Source organism: Methylobacterium gnaphalii (genome assembly GCF_007992215.1).
Lineage (GTDB): Bacteria > Pseudomonadota > Alphaproteobacteria > Rhizobiales > Beijerinckiaceae > Methylobacterium > Methylobacterium gnaphalii.
Genome location: NZ_BJZV01000047.1, coordinates 1 through 18189, shown reverse-complemented (window position 1 = coordinate 18189; position 18189 = coordinate 1). Strand labels below are relative to the sequence as shown.

The window sequence follows — 18189 nt, the reverse complement described above, 5'->3', positions numbered from 1 at the left end:
GCTTCAACCTAGCCGAAGTAGTCCTGTCCTCTTTCGTTGCAGGCATGCCGCCGTGGACGATGGTTTCTGCAAGCGTAACTCGCCCGTGTCCTTGGCTCTCCACAACCATGTGACCATCGACGTTCGAGGTCACATGGCGTGTTCTCCAGCATGCGTAGTCATCTTTCGCGGAAGCTGCGTGTGAACTGATCCTGGATTGGCTTCACAAGGTACGACAGAGCCGTTCGTTCCTCAGTAGTGACATGAACCTCCACCGGCATGCCTGGCACGAGGCGGGCCCTTTCGCCGAGACGGGTCAACTCCCCTTCGTTGAGCTCGACGTACCCAACGTAGAACGCATCGTCCTTGCCCACCTTGGTCGTAGACGGTGAGACGTAAACCAGCTTCCCCTTCAGTTCGGGAGTCGTCCTCTGGTTGAAGGCGGTGAACCGAAGTTTGGCCGGACGTCCCACGCCAATCTGGTCGATGCTCGCCGGGGAAATGCGAATTTCAATCCGGAGCGGAGCGTCCGCGGGCACGACGGTCGCCAGCACGTCGGCGGGCGTGACGACACCTCCGACGGTAAAGGCCTTCAACTCGTGCAGAATGCCTGAGGCAGGCGAGCGGATCTCGGTGCGTGTCAGCCGATCCTCTAGGGCGATGCGCCGATTGCCCAATTCCGCGAGCTTGGCATCGACGACGCTGAGCTCCTTCTGGGCCTCAGTGCGCGCGGTGTCCGCGATGGCGAGAAGCTGGACCCGGATTTCGCTCGTGCGCACCCGGGCCCGGGCTATGGAGGCTTCCAGAGATCCTTGCTCGCCGGTTAGCCGATGTCGGTCACGGCTTATGGGCAGGAACTTCGAACTTTCGAAGAGATGCTTGTCCACGAGGCCTTGCAGCTTGCCGTGCTCGCTCGTGAGGATCGCCAGTTCGTCGCGCTTGGCGTCCTTCTGCTTGACCAGGCCGGCGACCTCCTCGTCCACCTGGCCGATCTGCAGCTCCAACTGCTGGCGCTGGCTGTCGCGGCTGGCGAGATTGCCCCGGAACAGGCGGCTCTCGCCGTCGATGATGGCCAGCGTCTCCCCGTCGCCGTTCGAAAGGCTCGGGGGGAAGGCTATGTCGCGAAGCCCATCGCGCTCGGCCAGCAGGCGTGCCTTCTTGGCCGATAGCTCCACCAACTGCCCTCGGATGATCGCCAGTTCCGCACGGGTCTGGGCGTCGTCGATGCGGATGAGAACCTGCCCGGCCGTCACAGCCTGTCCGTCTCGCACGAGGATGGAGCCGACGACGCCGCCGTCCCGGTGCTGGACCGCCTTGGCGTTCTGATCGACGGTTACCGCGCCCGGCGCCATGATGGCGCCGTTGAGGTCGGTTGTCGCGGCCCATCCGCCCACTCCAATCAGAAGGCAGCCTCCCAGCAAGACCCCCAGGACGAGGCGAGCGATAATGGAGAAGGAAGGCTCCGCTCCGCCATCGATCCCGTCAACGAACGTCGGGTGACGAACACCAATGGTTCTCGTACTCATGGTCCGGTCCCTCCAACAGCTGAATCAATGGATGGGCGTGTGGGGCTGTGAGATCTCAGCCGGCTTCTCGATGAACAGCAGGGCGTGGTGCCCGTTGAGGACCAGGGTGGTCTCGAAGGTGTCGTTGCTGTCGAGGTCGGCCGTGATGACGGTAACGTCCCTCTCTTCGAAGAGCGCGGCCCGGTACCGGATGCCCGATACGGCACCGTCGTTGCGGTCCATCGCTTCGGACAGCGAATTGCCGACGACGCCCGAACCCTCATCAAAGAGGGACCATCTTAAAAGGTCGACGTAATCCCCGACCGAGAAATCAGTAATCTCCACGGAGCGGGTTGGCTCCTGCATTCCAGTAAGCGGGACGAACACGTAGCCGTCGTTCCCGCTTCCGCCCGTGAGCACGACATTGTCGTCCCCGATGACGAAACGGTCGTTGCCTGATCCGGCCACGATGCGTTCGACGCAATCCACCTTGTCCGTTCCAAGCTCGGTGCCCGAAACGACATGACCGACCAGATCGACGAGCAGATCCTTGGTTGCGCTGCTCAGGTCGAGCGTATCCGAACCCTCCCCTCCGTCGACATGGTCGTCATCGCCATCCAGTGCCAGGACGATCCGGTCGTCGCCGGCGCCCGCGCGCAGGATATCGCACCCGGCTCCGTCGAGGAGCGCATCGCAACCCAAGCCGCCATCGAGGAGATCATCACCACCTCGTCCGGCGATGATATCGTCGCCATCCCCGCCACTCAGGCGGTTGCTCACGTCGCTACCGAAGAGGGTATCGTCGCCGGTTCCGCCGATCAGCGCCTCAAGCCCATGGAGCAGGTCCCGCCCCGTCTCGGCCCCGGTTGCGACGCCTATGAGCAGGTCCGCGGAGATGCCCGACCGGGTCGCGGAGAAGTCGAGGGTGTCACGCCCTTCGCCACCGTCGAAGCAGTCGACCTCGCCATCCTGCGCTGCCGCGAAGATGTCGTCGCCGGCGCCACCGAGCACGAGGTCCGAGCCGGCGCCGTCCGATAGAGCATCGGCACCCGAGCCACCATCGAGTCGATCATCACCGCCACTGCCGGCCAGGCGGTCGTCCCCCGCTCCGCCCAAAAGCGTGTCCGCCGCGGAGCTCCCGAGCAGGGTGTCGTTGCCCGAGCTGCCCAACACCACCTCCACGGAGGTGACGGTGTCCGCTCCAATGTCCTGGCCGGATGCGGTCCCGGCCGTCAGGTCGACCATGACGCCGGAGGTCGCGCCCGAAAGATCCAGGGTGTCCTTCCCGGCCCCGCCGTCGAACTGGTCGGACTCACCGTCGGATGATGCGGTCAGGACGTCGTCGCCATCCCCGCCCAGCACGATGTCGGAACCGGCTCCGTCGAGGATCGTATCTCCGCCTTCATGGCCGTGGAGTACATCGTCGCCGGCCCCGCCCGAGATGCGGTCGACGCCTGCCCCGCCCGAGATGGCGTTGGAGGCCGCGTTCCCCGACAACGTGTCCCCGCCGGAACCGCCCCGGACGTCCTCGATAGATACAAGCTGGTCACGACCAGTCTCGGTGGCCTCCGAGGTACCGGCGATAAGATCGACCGTGACGCCTGACGTGGTACCGGAAAGGTCGAGGGTATCGGTCCCTTCGCCACCGTCAAAACGGTCAGCCTCGCCGTCCAGCGCCGCGACAAGGACATCATCCCCGTCTTGCCCCATGACCGCATCACGTCCCTGCCCGTCGGAAAGGACGTCATCGCCCGTGCCGCCTTCCAGATGGTCGTCGCCGATGCCACCCGACACTACGTCGCGCCCGGCACCCCCGAAAGCGACGTCGGCGCCCTCTGACCCGTCGAGCTGATCATCGCCCATGTCGCCGAGGAGGAGGTCGTTTCCCGTCCCTCCGACAAGGATGTCGCTACCATCTCCACCGTCGAGCAGGTCGTCACCGGCGTCGCCGAACAGGATGTCGTCGCCCTCTTCGCCGAAGATACGGTCGCTGCCGGTCCCCCCCGAGACCCGGTCCGCTCCCGTCCCTGCAAACACGACGTCGTTCCCGTCGCCGCCCAGGATCACGTCATCCCCGGCGCCACCGACGATGTGATCATCACCGGTGCCCCCATTGATGATGTCGGACGAGGCACGGGCATCGATGATGTCATTGCCGCCCCTGCCGTCGATCTCGTCCGCACAAAGCGTTCCGAGCAGGAGGTCGTCGCCGTCCGTGCCGATCATCGGGGCACTCGCCACGACTTTGAAGACCGCCGTCTGAGTGACGAAGAGCTCGCCATCCGTAACCTCGTACGTGATGGTGACCGGACCGAGCCCATCGGCGTCGTACACCCAGCCATCACCGTCGCGGGCCAGCGATCCGGACGACGCCGTGACGTTGCGCACCGAGAGGCTGTCTCCGTCGGGGTCCTCAACGTTCCTGAGAAGGTCGGACAGCGCGATGGGTGTCAGCGCACACGCGGCCATGTCGGCGAGACGGACCGCGCCGCTGGTGGTTGGCGCACGATTCCGTCGCCCCGTTTGGCCGCCGCCGTCATCGTTCGACGTTGGAGGGGGCGTGACGGCTCCGGGGCCGTTTCCCGTATCGTCGCCTGCCTCAGGACGATTGCCAGTGCCACCGGTACCGGTGGTATACTGCCCCTGTGGGCGCTCCCCGTCCGGCGTAATGTCCTTATCACCAGCTGGAAGGGTATCGGTGCCGCCCACCACGGCGGGTGGCTGGTCCGCAGCATCGTCGGCGTTCTCGGATCCTGCTCCTTCGTCACCCTTCGCATCCCGACTCCGCCCTCCGCCTCCCCCCCCGCCTCTGCCGCTGGGCCCCCTGTCACCATTGTCGTTGATGGGTCGGGGAATGATCGGCGACGCCTTGAAGTCGTTGAGGTTCGGTTGCGGGTCATGTCTGGCGAACTGGAGCGTATACGCCTGAAGGTGAGAGGCGTCGTATTCGGCGGCTGGCATCTCCCCCTGGGGCACGGTCGCGGATGATCCCAGCAATCGGGGCTCGGCGGCAGTTTCGCCTGCATCCACGTCCGCTGGGGCAAGGATCAGGAGCTTCGGCGCGACGCTCCCCTCCGACTCGACGCTGTCGGCCTCGGCATCGGCGTGCACCGGGGTGTGGAACAAGGACTTCAGGTATGCCGCCACCGCTCCCACAACGAGAGCCAGGTAGTATGGCGCAGGGGACTTCTTGGTGACTTCCTGAGGAGCGAGCTTCTGCGCTCCGTTCTGGGATGCCTCGTCCGTCTTTGTTCCCTTCGTCTCGATGATCATGCCGGCACCCGCTCCATGGCGGAGCGCTCCCTTGCGATCTTTGCGGGGTCTGATCCTGCCGATGCGTCGCGCACAGCCTTGCCGAGGATGGCGTCCTTGGGCCCGAAGGCGGTCAGCTTGCCGTCCTGGATGACGGCAACCGTGTCGACGGCCGCGAGCACGCTTGGTCGGTGAGCGATCACGATCGCGATGCCTCCACGGGCGCGCACGCTCTGGATGGCGCTGGCCAACGCCGCTTCACCCTCACCGTCGAGGTTAGAGTTCGGCTCGTCGAGTACGAGCAGGAACGGATTGCCGTACAGCGCCCGCGCGAGCGCGATACGCTGGCGCTGTCCGCCGGACAGGGCGGTCCCGAACGGGCCGAGCTCGGTGCGGTAACCGTCGGGCATCCGCAGGATCATCTCGTGGACACCGGCGGCGCGCGCGGCGGCGACGACCAGGGCCGGATCGGCATCCTGCGCCAGGCGGGAGATGTTCTCCTCGACCGTCGCGTCCATCAGGCAAACCTCCTGGGGAAGGTACCCGATGATGCGGCCGAGGCTTTCCTCGTCCCATTGCGACAGGTCGGCTCCGTCGAGGCGGATGCCGCCGCGCAGAATAGGCCAGACGCCCGTTAGTGCCCGGCTCAGGGTCGTCTTGCCGCCGCCGCTCGGTCCGATGACGCCGAGAGCTTGGCCGGCCTGAAGCTCGAAAGCGACGTCCGAGAGAAGCACTCGCCCCGAGCCTGGCGCTGCGACCGTGATCGACCCCACGCGGAGGGACGATTGCGGCATCGGCAACGGCATCGGCCGATCGACGCCCGAGAGGGCGACGAGGGTCTCCTTCAGCCGTCCGAAGGCTTTGCGGGCCACGGCGATACCCTTCCAGTTGCCCACGGTCTGGTCGATAGGGGCGAGGGCACGGGCCGAGGTGATGGACGCCGCGATAATGGACCCAGCCGAGAGCTCGCCGCCGATGACAAGGTAGGCGCCCAGGCCTAGGACCGCGGACTGCAAGATCATACGCAGGACGCGAGAGATGGCCGCGAAGGTTCCGGTGATGTCCGTCGTCCGAGTCTGGAGCTCCAGGTGCTCGTTGTTGGCGAGGCGGTACCGGTCGACGGCCCGCTCCGCGAAACCCATCGCCTTGAGGACATCGGCGTTGCGGGCGTTCGAGTCGGCGATGGCGTTGCGGGCCACCACGGCCTGCTGCGTCGCCCCCGTCCACCGCCGCGTCAGCAGTTCGGTTAGGATGGTGAGTAGCGTGAGTAGGACGGCACCCGCGACGGTGAGCGCACCGAGCCACGGATGAAGCATGTAGACGAAGATCAGGAAGACCGGGGTCCAAGGCAGGTCGAAGAGTGCCACAAGTCCCGGACTGCCCAGGAAGCCGCGGACTGTGTCCACGTCCCGGCTGCGTTCCATCGCCTCCGCGGTGGAGAAGCCGAATCGCGGCATGTCGATCGAGACGCGCTGAGCCAGCGGGGCGATACGGCGGTCGAGTTGCGCCCCGATCCGAACGAGAACCTGCTGGCGCAGGACGTCGAACATGCCTTGGAAGAGGTAGAGGCCGATGGCGAGCGTCGAAAGCCCGACGAGGGTAGGAAGGCTACCGCTCGGCAATGCCCGGTCATAGACCTGGAGCATGTAGAAGGAGCCCGTCAGGGCGAGGATGTTGATGATGCCCGACATTGCGATGAGAACGACGAACGGCATTCCGAAATGCCGAGTCAGCTTTTCGGCACTTCTCTGTTTGGCGAGATGTTTCTGATCCCTGGAACGCATGTCTCAATCCCCCCATTGAGCGCGGCGGAACTGGAGGGGGGCCTGCGCCCCCCTCCGGCGTCAGAGAGCGAAGTCCGCGGCCGTTGCAGCGGGCGTTCCCTTGATGCTGAACTTGAACTCGGGCGCCGCATCACCGCCCGTATTTCCTTCCACGACGGTATAGTCGCCGTCCGCCCGGTGCTCTTGGGTGACCAGAAGCTGCCCAACTCCGGTGAAGGCCGCCCCGGTCGCAAGTGTGAAAGCCTGGTTTCCGGCAACGCCTTGGTTCGCGTCGATGCCGCTGAGGTCGACCTTGTCGCCAGGCTGGAAGTTCGCGATGGTGTCGCCGTTGGCCGCGGCGGCTGACTGGAAGCGGTAGACATCGGCACCAAGTCCGCCGTCCATCACGTTCACCGCGTCGCTAGCCGTGATGGTGTCGTCGCCTGAGCCGGTCACGATGTTCTCGATGCCCCATAGGGTATCGGATCCGGACTGGCTGCTGGAGACGCTGCCCCGGCCGGCGAGGCCGGTGCCGAGGTCGGCCGTGATGTTGGCAGTGATGGCGGACATGTCGAGCGTGTCGATGCCCACGCCGCCGCCCACCTCGTCGCCCCAGTAGCTGTCGCTCCCATCCCCGACTTCGGCCACGAACAGGTCGTTGCCCTCGCCACCGATCACCGAGTCGTTGCCGGCCCCAGCCGTCACCAGGTCGTTTCCGGCTCCTGCAAGGATGCGGTCGGCTCCTCCGTCACCGTAGACCATGTCGTCGCCTGCGCCGGCGAGGATGTCGTCGTCACCGGCCCCACCGAAGACCACGTCGCGGCCGCCGCCGGCATCGACGAAGTCATCCCCGTCGCCACCTCGGATCACGTCGGCTCCTTCACCGGCAAGAATGTTGTCGTTGCCGGACAAGCCCAGGATCGTGTCGGCGCCCGCAGTCCCGGGCAGGACATCGTCGCCGTTGGTACCGGCCACGAGGCTCGCGGGAAGCTCGGCAGGCGGGGTGGTCGTCCCACCGCCGGTCGTCCCGCCGCCAGTAGTGCCCCCAGTCGTCCCACCGCCGGTCGTCTCGCCACCAGCGGTGCCCCCTGTTGTCCCACCGCCGGTCGTCCCACCGCCGGTCGTCCCGCCGCCGGTCGAGCCTCCACCCGTCCCGGGTGCGGTTTCCCCGTCATTGCTGCAGGTCGTGTCACCGTCGTCATCGGGGTTGCCGCTGCCCGTTGTGTCATCGTCCTCGTCATCGGAGCCGCCACCGCCCGTGGTGTCATCGTCCTCATCGTCGTCGTCATCGCCGCCCGCCGTTGCATCGCCACCGCCGATGGCTCCGTCCTCGTCACTGACGGCGAAGATGTGCTCCTGCAGACCGGTCAGGCCGGTGTTGCGCTCCACGATGTCCGAGAAGTTCTGTCCGTCGACCTGGTTCTCGTAGAAATCAAAGTTGTCGAAGCGGTCGGTATAGTAGAACCGGTCGCCCTCCTGTAGGCGGTCGAGCTGCTCGTGCAAGACGACCCAGAAGGTCTGGCCCACCACGCCGCCATTGATGTGCTGCTCGGCCAAGCCGCCGACCCAGAGGTCGACCCGGTCGATCCCCGCCACAAACTCCTTACCGTCCGCCCCCTGATGAATGGTGATGTCCGGGTTGGCGGCCACGAAGGCCGCGCGCGCGGCGGGCGTCGCCAGCACCAGGTCCGGGTAGGCCTGCTTGAACTGTGCGATGACTGTGTTGCTAAGGCCATTCCGGGCCTGGAAGTCTTCCCAAGAAGCGTAGGGCCGGAGGTCGCCAGCAAAGCCTACGGCCTCGCGGATGTAGGGGTCGGCCGACGCCATGAGGTCGGCGCGGACTTGGTTGAGGGAGCCGAGGCCGACGTCGCGGCCACGGGCCACGTTGAAGGCGAACAGGTCGGCGTTGATGCGCACCAGGTCGTTGCGCACGGCGTCGACGATGTTGAAGTCGACCTCCTCGGCCGGCTGGGTCGCGACGCCGGCCAGGATCGCGTTTGCCCCAAGCTGGGCGTAGCCCGGCTGCGGCACGTAGCCGGGAGGCAGGGGCGCCGTGAAGACGTCCGGGGCGTTCGAGGGATTCAGGAAGGCATCGAAAAGCGCGACCTGCCGTGGCTGACCATCTGGACCGATGACCGTCAGCGTCTCGCCGATCAGCGAGTGCCCGACGCGGTACACCGCGGACGCAAATTCGTGGGAGATCCGCGCATCGACGTCCGGGTTGTAGCCATCGTGGCCATGCGTGCCGAGGCCCTTCATGCCGCCGATGAGCTGATCCGCGAACTCATCGAACACGACGCGCTGATACTCGGCCTCGTTGATCATTTTGGCCGCCTGGAACACCTCCTCCGGCGTGCCCTGAAAGCCTGCTTCTACGAGGTTATCGACATGGAAGTTGTGGTTGCGCGCCCAGATCGTATGCATGGCGGTGAGCGACACGTTCTCGTTCGCACGGCCGTCACCAGCCACGTAGTGGTCGAGCAGACTGACGAAGGGGTTTGTGTCGAGCAGCAGCGCATGGCCGCTTCCCATGAAGTTCGAGGCGAAGGCGCTCACCGCCTCCGGATCGAACGCGCCGGCTGCATTGAACAGGGAGCCAGTCCTGGTCTCCGAGATGGGAAAGTTGGAGAAGTAGGTGCGGAAGCTGATTGCTCCGCCCGAGAGAGAGGGATCGTGGAAGATGGTGTCCGCGTCCCAATGATGTTGGATGAGTTCCCGCAGCGTGGGGAGGAGTTTGAAGTTCGGGTTCGTCGGGTCGGGTTCACCGGCGAGGAGGTGCGAGCCGACCCCGTGATTGCCGTCGCTCTCCCGCAGGAACTGGCCGACAAGCGCATGCGAGCCGTAGGCCTGGTTCTGGTCCACGAAGGGAGAGGTCTTGTTCAGGTGCTGAGGCACCCCGTCGACCACGGAATGAACCTCGCCGCGGGTGAGATCGGCCGGGTTGTTGGTGGCGGGCGTCCGACCCGATCCGGGCTGGTCGATTTGGATGACCCCGTTTGCCGCGCTTTTCGGCAGGAAATCGAGGCCGTGGTCGAAATACTGGCCGAAGGCCATGAAGAAGATGTTCGAGCCATTCGCTTGATGCGGCAGGTCCGCTTCCTGGGAGCCCAGGATGTTGGAGATCGCGCGGGCGTCCAACCCGTCATAGAGCGGGTTCACCCCGTTGTTGTTCGTCGCCGGATCGTAGGCGCCGTAGTGCGGATCGGTGATCCGGATGAACGGCTCGTCCGCTGCGCCCCATTCCGGGTGCTCGAGGTTGTTGCCGTGGCCGGACAGGCCGCGCACGCCCGTCGCGTCCTCCGTGTCGTCGTCGCCCGGAACCGCGACCTGGCCATTGACCAGATTTTTGATCCCCGCGAGATCGGCGGCGGTCAGGGTGAAGGGTGTGGTCGGGTTGCCTCCGCCCGGATTGCCGTGTTCGCCGTCGTCCTCGCCGGTGTCGGTCTGGAAAGTTGGCGTGACGCCGCTCGCATAGGACACCGAATGTGTTCCGTTCGAGAGCGTCGTCATGCCGTTCGCGCTTGACGAGGTGTAGTCGGCGAGGGTCGATCCCGGCGCGAGCTTGATCACGTCCTGCGGCCGAAGCGTGCCGATGATCGTGTCGTGGCCGCCGTTGGAGGTGAACACGATGCGATGCGCCGATTGCAGGCTGGAGATGTCGACCGTGTCATTTCCGGCGCTGCCTTCGACCGTCACCGTGTTGAAGTTCAGGCTGGTCTGGGTGAAGTCGCCGATGACCTGGATCTGATCGCCGTTGATCGTGCCGGTGCCGCCTGGGGGAACGCCACCAGGCGCGGTGACCGTGCCGGTGTTGACGCGGATCTCCTCGATGTTGTCGAGCTCGGCGATGATGGACGCGTTGTTGGTACCGTTACGGGTGACCACGATCTCCGTGTTGCCGTTGATCTGCGCGGCTGTATTGCCTGCCACTGAGAGCCAGGCTGCGCGGCTGTAGATGCGGAAGGTCTCAGCTGCCGTCGTCCCGTCCAGCTGATAGGTGTCGACATTCGCCCCGCCGTCGATGCGGTCGCGCCCATCGGTGCTGAGTTGGATGACGGTGTCGTCCCCAGTCCCACCCGTGATGACGTCATTCCCAGCACCGCCGTTCATCCGGTCATCGCCCGCGCCACCGTTAAGCGTGTCAGCGCCGCCGAGGCCGCTCAGGTCGTCGTTGCCTCCATTCCCGTTGAGGGTCTCGTTGGCACCAAGGCCCAAGAACCCGTTGCTGCCGACCGCAACATCGTCGCCTTCTGTTCCGTTGAAGGTTGCGCCGGTGAGAAGACCACGCACCCAGTTGTCGCCCACCACGCCTGTCGGCGCCGAGAACAGCACCTCCGGGTTGCCCTGGGCGTCATTGAAGCTCATCTGGACGCGCAGGATGGTTCCGGCCTGGGTCGTAGGCGTGAAGCTGAGGGCACCGAGATTTGCTGCCCCGGTATTGGTCCAGGTCGCTCCATTGTTGGATGAGGTCTGCCATTGGAAGGTCATCTGGCCGACCGGAGGCAACCCGTTCGCGTCCGCCACGCTGGCGAGATTGATGCCGAGCGCCTGGCCCTCCGTTGGGGAGACGAGCCCGTTCGTCGGCGTCGGGTCGGTGATGACCGGCGCGCCGGTGGCAGCCGTGTTGACCGTGATGCTCTCGACGTTCTTCAGCTCGGCGATGACCACATTATTGCGGACGGCCACGATCTCGGTGTCATCGCGGAAGGTGAGGTTCGTGAACCGCGCCCTTGCCGCAGCCAGGGTCAGTTGCTCGACAGGGAAGGTGCCATCAAGAATGCGGAAGGCGTCGGTGCCGGCTCCTCCATCCACGAAGTCACGGCCGTCGCCTGCACGCCACAGCACGGAATCGTTTCCAGCGCCCGCAAAGACGAGGTCATCGCCGGCTCCGCCCGTCAGGGTGTTCGCGCCGGTCGTGCCAACCACGATGTCGACCGCTGCAGTTCCGTTCGCGCCCAGAGTGTAGAGCGCGGGGTTGTCGCCCATCTGGATCTGTTCGACGGTAGAGAGCGTGTCCACGCCATCGCCTTCAGCGCCCAGATTGTCTGAGACGACGACGGCGCCCGCGGTGTTGCGTTCGAAGCTGTAGGCCGCGATCGGTCCGGAGAAGATGGCGGTATCCGTGCCGTCGCCTCCAATCAGAACATCGTTGTCGTGGCCACCCGACAACTCGTCGTCGCCGATGCCGCCATCGAGCGTGTTGTTGCCGAGACGCCCAACCAGGATGTCGTCGCCGTCGTTGCCGAGGATGCGATCATCGCCAGCGCCGCCGTCGACGCGGTCGTTGCCGCTACCGGCAAAGATCGCATCATTGCCTTCCTCGCCTGAGATGTCGTCGTCGCCGTCACGACCGAGGATGACGTTGGGAGCGGTCGAGCCGGTCAGGTCTTCGTCAGCTGCCGTGCCGACAAGAGCGGTCTCGACCGACGCGGTCGTCTGCGGCCCAGTCTGACCAGCAACGGTGCTGGTCCAGTTTGCGACCGCCCGAATTTCCCGGCCGGTCGCCCCGGTTGGGGTGAACTGGGAAACGTTCGTGCTGATGGTCTGCGTCGCGCCATCGACATTGGTCGCAACCCGCCACTGGCCGTTGTCCTCGAGGACCTGCCACTGGATGGAAACCGGCCGATTTGCGATCCGGTTGACGAGGGTAGCCCGCAGCGCGGATGAATCGTCGCCGTCGGTGTCAGCCGGCGTGATGGTCAGCCGATCGAAGGGCTGGTTGAGAACCAGTGCCGTCGAGACCGTGCCATCCGCGAATTGCAGACGCTCCACGTTGCGCACCGTGTCCGTGCCGTCATTGACGGCCGGATTGCTCTGCGTCGTGTGTGCTACCGTGAGGACACCGCTGGCGCCACGCGTGATCGTGTAGTTCGCCCGGACGTCGTTGAAGACCGCTGTGTCGACGTCCGCCGCGCTGACGCCCGTCGTCACGATTTCACGCACGATGTTGAGCTGCGAGGGGTTGATCTGGCGATCCACCATGAGCTCGAAGAGCGACTTGCCGGCCCAGCCGCGGGCCACATTGGCCGCGCTTGAGTCAAAGACGTGCTTCAGGCTGTCGACGGTCGCAAGCTCCGCCGTGTTGGCGGGATTGCGGATCGAGATCCGCACGTTCAGCCAGGCGTCTCCGTCCAGCACGTCGTCCCCGCCATTGCCTTTGAGGCTGTCGCTTCCCGCGCCGCCGAGCAGGATGTTGCCGCTGTCGAAGGCGATGGTGGCTTCGAGCTGCGCGGCGCTCGCTCCCGCCTGTTTGGCCGGAGCGAGCGCGCCGAGAAGCTCCCGCAATCCGGTGATCCGGTCGATGCCGGCTTGGCTCAGGCCGTCATTGAAGAACACGCCTTCATTGTTCGCGGTGATCGGGGCGCCGGCTGGCTCTCCGACATCCGCTGCATCGGCCGCGGTACGGCTGTCGCCGATCAGCGTGTCGTTGTTCTTCCATCCGGAGAGCGCCTCGACCTTGTCGAAGCGGTTTCGCAGGATGTCCGCCTGCTCCGTCGTGAAGATCGGGATGTTCATATCGGCGTAGGCGTTGAGGGCCATGCCTTTGAAGATCGCCCAGTCAAAGCCGAACATGCCTTCATTGCGCATGACGGATTCGCCCTGGACCATGATGTCGTCGCCGGACTCGCCGTCGAAATCATGCTCGTCGCCGCCGGCAAACATCACGTCGTGCCCGAGGATCGTCGAGTTGAAGAACAGCTCGGAATTGTCGCCGGCCGTGGTATCGAAGCCATCGCCAGCCTCGATCCAGTCATTGCCCTCATTGCCCATCAGAAGATCCGCGTCGGCGCCGCCGAGGACAAAGTCGTCCCCCTCGCCCGCAAAAACCTCCGTGGCGTCCACGCCGACGAAGATCGCGTCCTTGCCGCGCCCGCCCATCAGGATGTCGATGCCGTTGGAGTTTGCGATGACGTCATTGCCGTCCTCGCCCTTCAGGAAGTCTCCCGAGTCGCCCGAGTCGGTGATGATGTCATCGCCGCCGCCGCCATTGACGAGATCGACGCCTGCGCCCGCTTCGATGCGGTCATCGCCGGCATCGCCCCAGATGGCGTCGTCGCCAAAGTCGGCGATGATGGTGTCGTTGCCGTTGGTGCCGCCGACCAGGACATGCTCGCCGCCGGTGAAGCGCAGATAATTCTGTTCCACGACACTGGTGCCGGGATCGTCCCGCGCAACCTTGCCGAGGCCCATGGCTTCCAGCACGGGATCATTGCCGGTTGGGTCGACACCCGGCGCGCTGCCGTTCTGGTCGAGCTGGTTCGCGGCGTTCACCTCGAGCTCGTAGTCGTAGTCGGCAAAGGCATCGACGCCGATGTGACGGGGCACGATGTCATCTTCTGTGCCCCGGATGCCGTCCGGGCCAGGCTGCGAGAGGCTCGAATTCGCCAGCATGAGCTTTGAGAAGGAGTTCTGCTCAAGCTCGTTCAGGAAATTCTGACCCTGGACGCGGGTGAGGTAATAGAAGCGATCAGCATCCTGCAGGTTTTCCATCTGCGCTTCGAAGATCGCGTTGAAGGTCGAGCCGAGCATGCCGCCAAACGGCATCTGCTTCTCGGCCAAGCCACCGATCCACAGATCCACGTCATTGAAGCCGGTGTTGCCATTGGCCCAGGTGCCGCGGGAGTTCAGAAAATCCTGACGCAGCGTGCGCTCAGCTGCCGTCTCGTCGGGAGTACCGAAGACGAGCGCCATGGCGGCGTCGCGCTTGCCCTCAAGCGTGGTCGCGCTCGTGACCGAGCTATGCGTGCCGTAGGCCGCGATGAAATTCACGACCGTGAGCGGGTTCTTCAGGTTCGAGGCCATCTCGACCCAGCTCGTATAGGGCGTGAGGAAGCTCGAATTGGTGGCAGCAAAGAGCTGCGCCCGGGCTTCGTTCAGCGTTGGGGTGCCGGTGTCGCGACCGCGAGCGATGTTGATCGCGGCCAAGTCCAGCGGCAGTCCGAGGAGGTTGTTGCGCAGCGCGCCAACCACGAACTCGTCGATCTCGTTGCCGCGCTCGATCGTCATGCCGCGGATAATGGCGGCGGCAGCGTCGTCGTCGCTGATCGCGCCGTCGTTGTCGAACTGGACGGGGTTGAGGAATGCCTCGATCAAGCCGAGATCGGAACTCATCGCGACGCCGTTCGCATCGAGGCGCGGCATGGTGTCGGTCAGCATGGAATGGCCGAACCGGTACACCGTGTTCGCGAATTCGGCGAAGATGGCGGGGTTGATCTCCGTGACCGAGTTGAACACAAAGGGGTCAACCAGAGGTTGGATCTTGCGCGCGAACTCCTCGAAGACGAGGTGCTGATATTGCATCTCGGTCGCAAAGCGCGCCGCCTGGAACAGGCGCTCGCCGTCCCAGGAGAGCCCGCTGGCATAGGCCTGCAGCTGCGCTGGCGTCATCGTCGCGAGGTTGTTCGGAATCGTCGTGACGTCGCTCGCCAGCCATTCGTTGATGAAGTCACGATCGCCGGATTGTAGGATCGTCAGCTTGTGCGCCTCGACCTGCCGGTTGTGCTCCGAATGGAAGAGGTGATGGACCGCGGTCAGTCCGATATTCTCGTTGCCGCGTCCGTCGCCGGTGACGAAATGGCGATCCAGAAGCTCATTGTCATAGGTGAGATTCTGGCCTTGGTTGTTGACCGCGATCGCGTTGCCCGTGTCTGTGTCGGCATCCTTAGGCAGGAGCGTGCCGTTCGACAGGCGTGGCACGGCATTGTGCGCGATGTCGTCCAGGAAGGCGTTGAAGGTGCGGGCTGCCCCCACCGCAGTCAGGTTGATCGGGGTGTTGAGGTTGCCCTCGACATAGGTCGCCTGACCGTTTGCATCGACGCCCGTCATCACCTGCGGCAGGCCGTTCGCACCCCGCACGAACTCGCCGTAGGCGTCGACCCGGAGCTGCGGCACGGCCACGACATCGGCGTCGGTGAGTTCGATGCCGAGCATAGCTTTCGCCTGCGCCTTCACGTCGGCCCAGGTGGCAAGGCCACCGTCGGCCCCGCCTAGAAGATATCCGGTCGCAACAGGCCTGCCGTTGACCATCTGGTACTCGCGTAGGAAGACCTGGTGCGAGGCGTTCGAGGTGTAGGTCTGGTTCTGGTCGACGAAGGGCGTCGTGACGTTGCGCTGCGAACCCTCGACCTCCGTCGCCCGGGTCAGCGTCATGAAGCGCAGGTGGGGCGCGAGATCGTCGGGCGTACCGGCGACGCCGTCATTGCCGAGAACCAGCGGATCATCGCTCTGGAGCGGGATGTAGACGGTGCCGTTACCGCCCTTCGAGATCAGGTCGAGGCCGTGATCGAAGAACTGGCCGAAAAAGGTCATCCAGGCGTTGAACGGCTTTGACAGGCCCTCGTCGGGCGAGACGTTGAGAACATCGATCGAGCCGTTGCGGATCGTCACGCCCTTGTCGGCGAGAATGTTGTCGAGCGCCTCTTGCAGCGTGGAATGGTCGCCGGTCGGATCGGCGGCCTTCGCTGCTTTCAGCGCTTCATGCGCGGCCGTAATCTCGCGCTGATCCGTGATGACGTTCTCGGATCCGGCGACCTTGAGCGCGGCGGCGATCGCGGCCGGGTTGTTCAAGCTCTGGTCGACCACAAGATTCGAGATGATGCGCGGATCGGCGTCGGCCACGGAACCTGGCAGGCCGTAATTACCGTTTGTGATGACCGGGGCGCCTGGCCCGAGGATCATCTGGTCGCCGTCCGTGTCGTTCAGGTAATTCGGCTGAAAATTCTGCGGCATGGGCTGGCCGGACGAGCCCCAGGTCTCGCGGCCGGGCACGATGTTGTTGTAGGTGCCGTCTACCGTGCGGAGCCCATACGGCACGTGCGGGTCAGGAATGGCGCGCGGCGCGTTGGCGTCCCCCAGCCAGACGCCGGCTGAGTTGTAGAGACTCCGATCCGTCAACAGGTCGCCGGTTGCGGGATCGACCCGGAGTTCCGTCAGGCCGATGCCGCTGGCATGGGCCTCGGCGATCCTGATCTGCTTCAGGATGTAGATCAGATCCTGCTGATTGAGGTGAACCGCCATGACGCCCTCCGCGCGATACGGGCGGCGAAAGGCCAGCCCTGATCGGATGCGGGTGCTCCCTTGATTTCAGGATCGCATCCTACGAGGCCGCCAGGGTTCCATTTCCCCAGGCTGATCGAAAGAATGAAAAAATCCTTAAAATCAGAGTAAATTTCTTCGTGTGCGGGTTTTTCCTGCAGATTGCACTTCAGTAGTACTGCTTAAGTGGTAGGCGACCGCAATCATCCGCGGATTTAAAAAATAGTGTGCCGCATTTGCAATTACTAATATACATGATAATGGAAATAACTATGCAATAAATTGACTGATAACGATGCTTTCTGAATTGTAATTATGGCGAAGCCTGTGGATCAGGTCGGTCAGATCTTCTTACGAATTCTGTGAGCGGATCGCCTCACCCGGCGGAGGTGCAGCGGCTTTCATTCAGCTTGGTGACCGGTGCGCTGTCCTCGGCTCGGTTCTCGTGGGTTGTCAGACGGGGCGCTATTGGGAGCGCCGTATCCCGCAGCGGATCCAATGTTGACGGGGGCAATGCGTATGCCTATCAGATATAGCAAGAGCTAAATTGATGAGCACTGGCAATGCGTGTCTCCGGTTCTGTGCCGCTAGTCCCGGTTCTCGCAATCGCCCTGCTCGTGCTTGCGTCGAGCCTTGGCATGCCCGGTGGCCTAGTGCTCGCACAGACCCTGCCCACCGCTGCCGAGAACCTGACGCCGGTCGACCTCGACACCGAGCACCTCTTCGGCTTCGCCGAGGGCAGCGACCTCGGGGTGCCGGGCGAGGTGGAGCTAGAGTGGGAGACAAGTGGACGACTTGGCAAACGCCTGGGCAAGTTTCTGGCCGTCGATACCGGACTTGCCCTGAAGGTCCCGTTGACGAAGGATTTTCGCCTCGCGCCGGGTGTCACCTTCAATGCCTACGACGTCGGCGTTCCTGGAATCCCGACACGGACCACCGGCGGGTTCAACGGCGGGTTCCTGGAAACGCGTCTACGCCTACTCGACCGTCGCGCTGCGCCCTTCGGCCTAACCCTCAGCATCTTCCCGAGCTACGGCACCGTCGACGGAGGGTCGGGTGGCCCGGCCCGCAGCTTCGGGACGGAGGTAGGATTGCTCGCCGACCGTGAGATCATCCCCGGCGAACTCGTCGCGGCGGTCAACGTGAACTTCGCGTTCTCCTCTGCACGGCTCGGCCTCAAGGACGAACGCGTGCACGGATCAGGCGTCGAAGTATCTGGTGCGCTTGCCTATCAGGTCAGGCCCGGCCTGTTTGCTGGCGGCGAGGCCCGGTATGCCCGTGCGTATGAAGGATTGGTGCTCGACCGGCGCGCCGGTCAAGCCATCTACGTCGGACCGACGGTCTATACGACCTTGTCGCCGCATTCTTGGGCGTCGTTCACCTGGAGCTTCCAAGTCGCCGGTCAGGCGGCGGGGCAGCCCGGGCCGCTGGACTTGGTTAGCTTCGACCGTCAACAGTTTCGATTGCGGGTGGGGTACAGCTTCTAGGGACGAATGCACGTCCCTTGGCATGGTGGAAGCTCCGGTGATGCCCCTAGCAGGGCCCTCCTGATCCCCGTGCGAGCATAGGTGCCCATGACGAGGAGTTCGGACGACGTGCGCGCGGCCATGCCGGCAATGGCTTCTTCCGGGCGTCCTCCTCCGTCCTCGTCGGCC

5 protein-coding genes are annotated in these 18189 nt (G+C 64.5%); 1 reads left to right on the top strand and 4 read right to left on the bottom strand.

The window, feature by feature from the left end; genetic code table 11:
* Positions 1-158: 158 nt before the first annotated feature.
* From MGN01_RS21740 to MGN01_RS21725, 4 genes are read right to left on the bottom strand one after another with little or no spacing between them, the layout of a single operon-like run.
* Complete coding sequence (locus MGN01_RS21740) at positions 159-1505, bottom strand: HlyD family type I secretion periplasmic adaptor subunit (RefSeq protein WP_147048906.1); 1347 nt, start codon at positions 1503-1505, stop codon at positions 159-161.
* Positions 1506-1529: 24 nt separating this feature from the next.
* A complete protein-coding gene (locus MGN01_RS21735; RefSeq protein WP_147048905.1) occupies positions 1530-4757 on the bottom strand; it encodes a calcium-binding protein in 3228 nt (1075 codons plus the stop codon).
* Entirely contained in the window at positions 4754-6520 is a 1767-nt protein-coding gene (locus MGN01_RS21730; protein ID WP_147048904.1) for a type I secretion system permease/ATPase, read from the bottom strand. The genes MGN01_RS21735 and MGN01_RS21730 overlap by 4 nt, the downstream gene beginning before the upstream one ends.
* A 60-nt stretch (positions 6521-6580) precedes the next feature.
* Positions 6581-16516 carry a peroxidase family protein gene (locus tag MGN01_RS21725; protein ID WP_147048903.1) on the bottom strand — a complete coding sequence of 3312 codons (9936 nt, stop codon included), beginning with the start codon at positions 16514-16516 and terminating at the stop codon, positions 6581-6583.
* Positions 16517-17097: 581 nt separating this feature from the next.
* On the opposite strand from MGN01_RS21725, the gene MGN01_RS21720 reads away from it, so the two are divergent.
* The gene (locus MGN01_RS21720; protein WP_238258664.1) at positions 17098-18021 is read left to right on the top strand and encodes a DUF6662 family protein; all 924 of its coding nucleotides are present in this window, start codon (positions 17098-17100) and stop codon (positions 18019-18021) included.
* Positions 18022-18189: the final 168 nt, after the last annotated feature.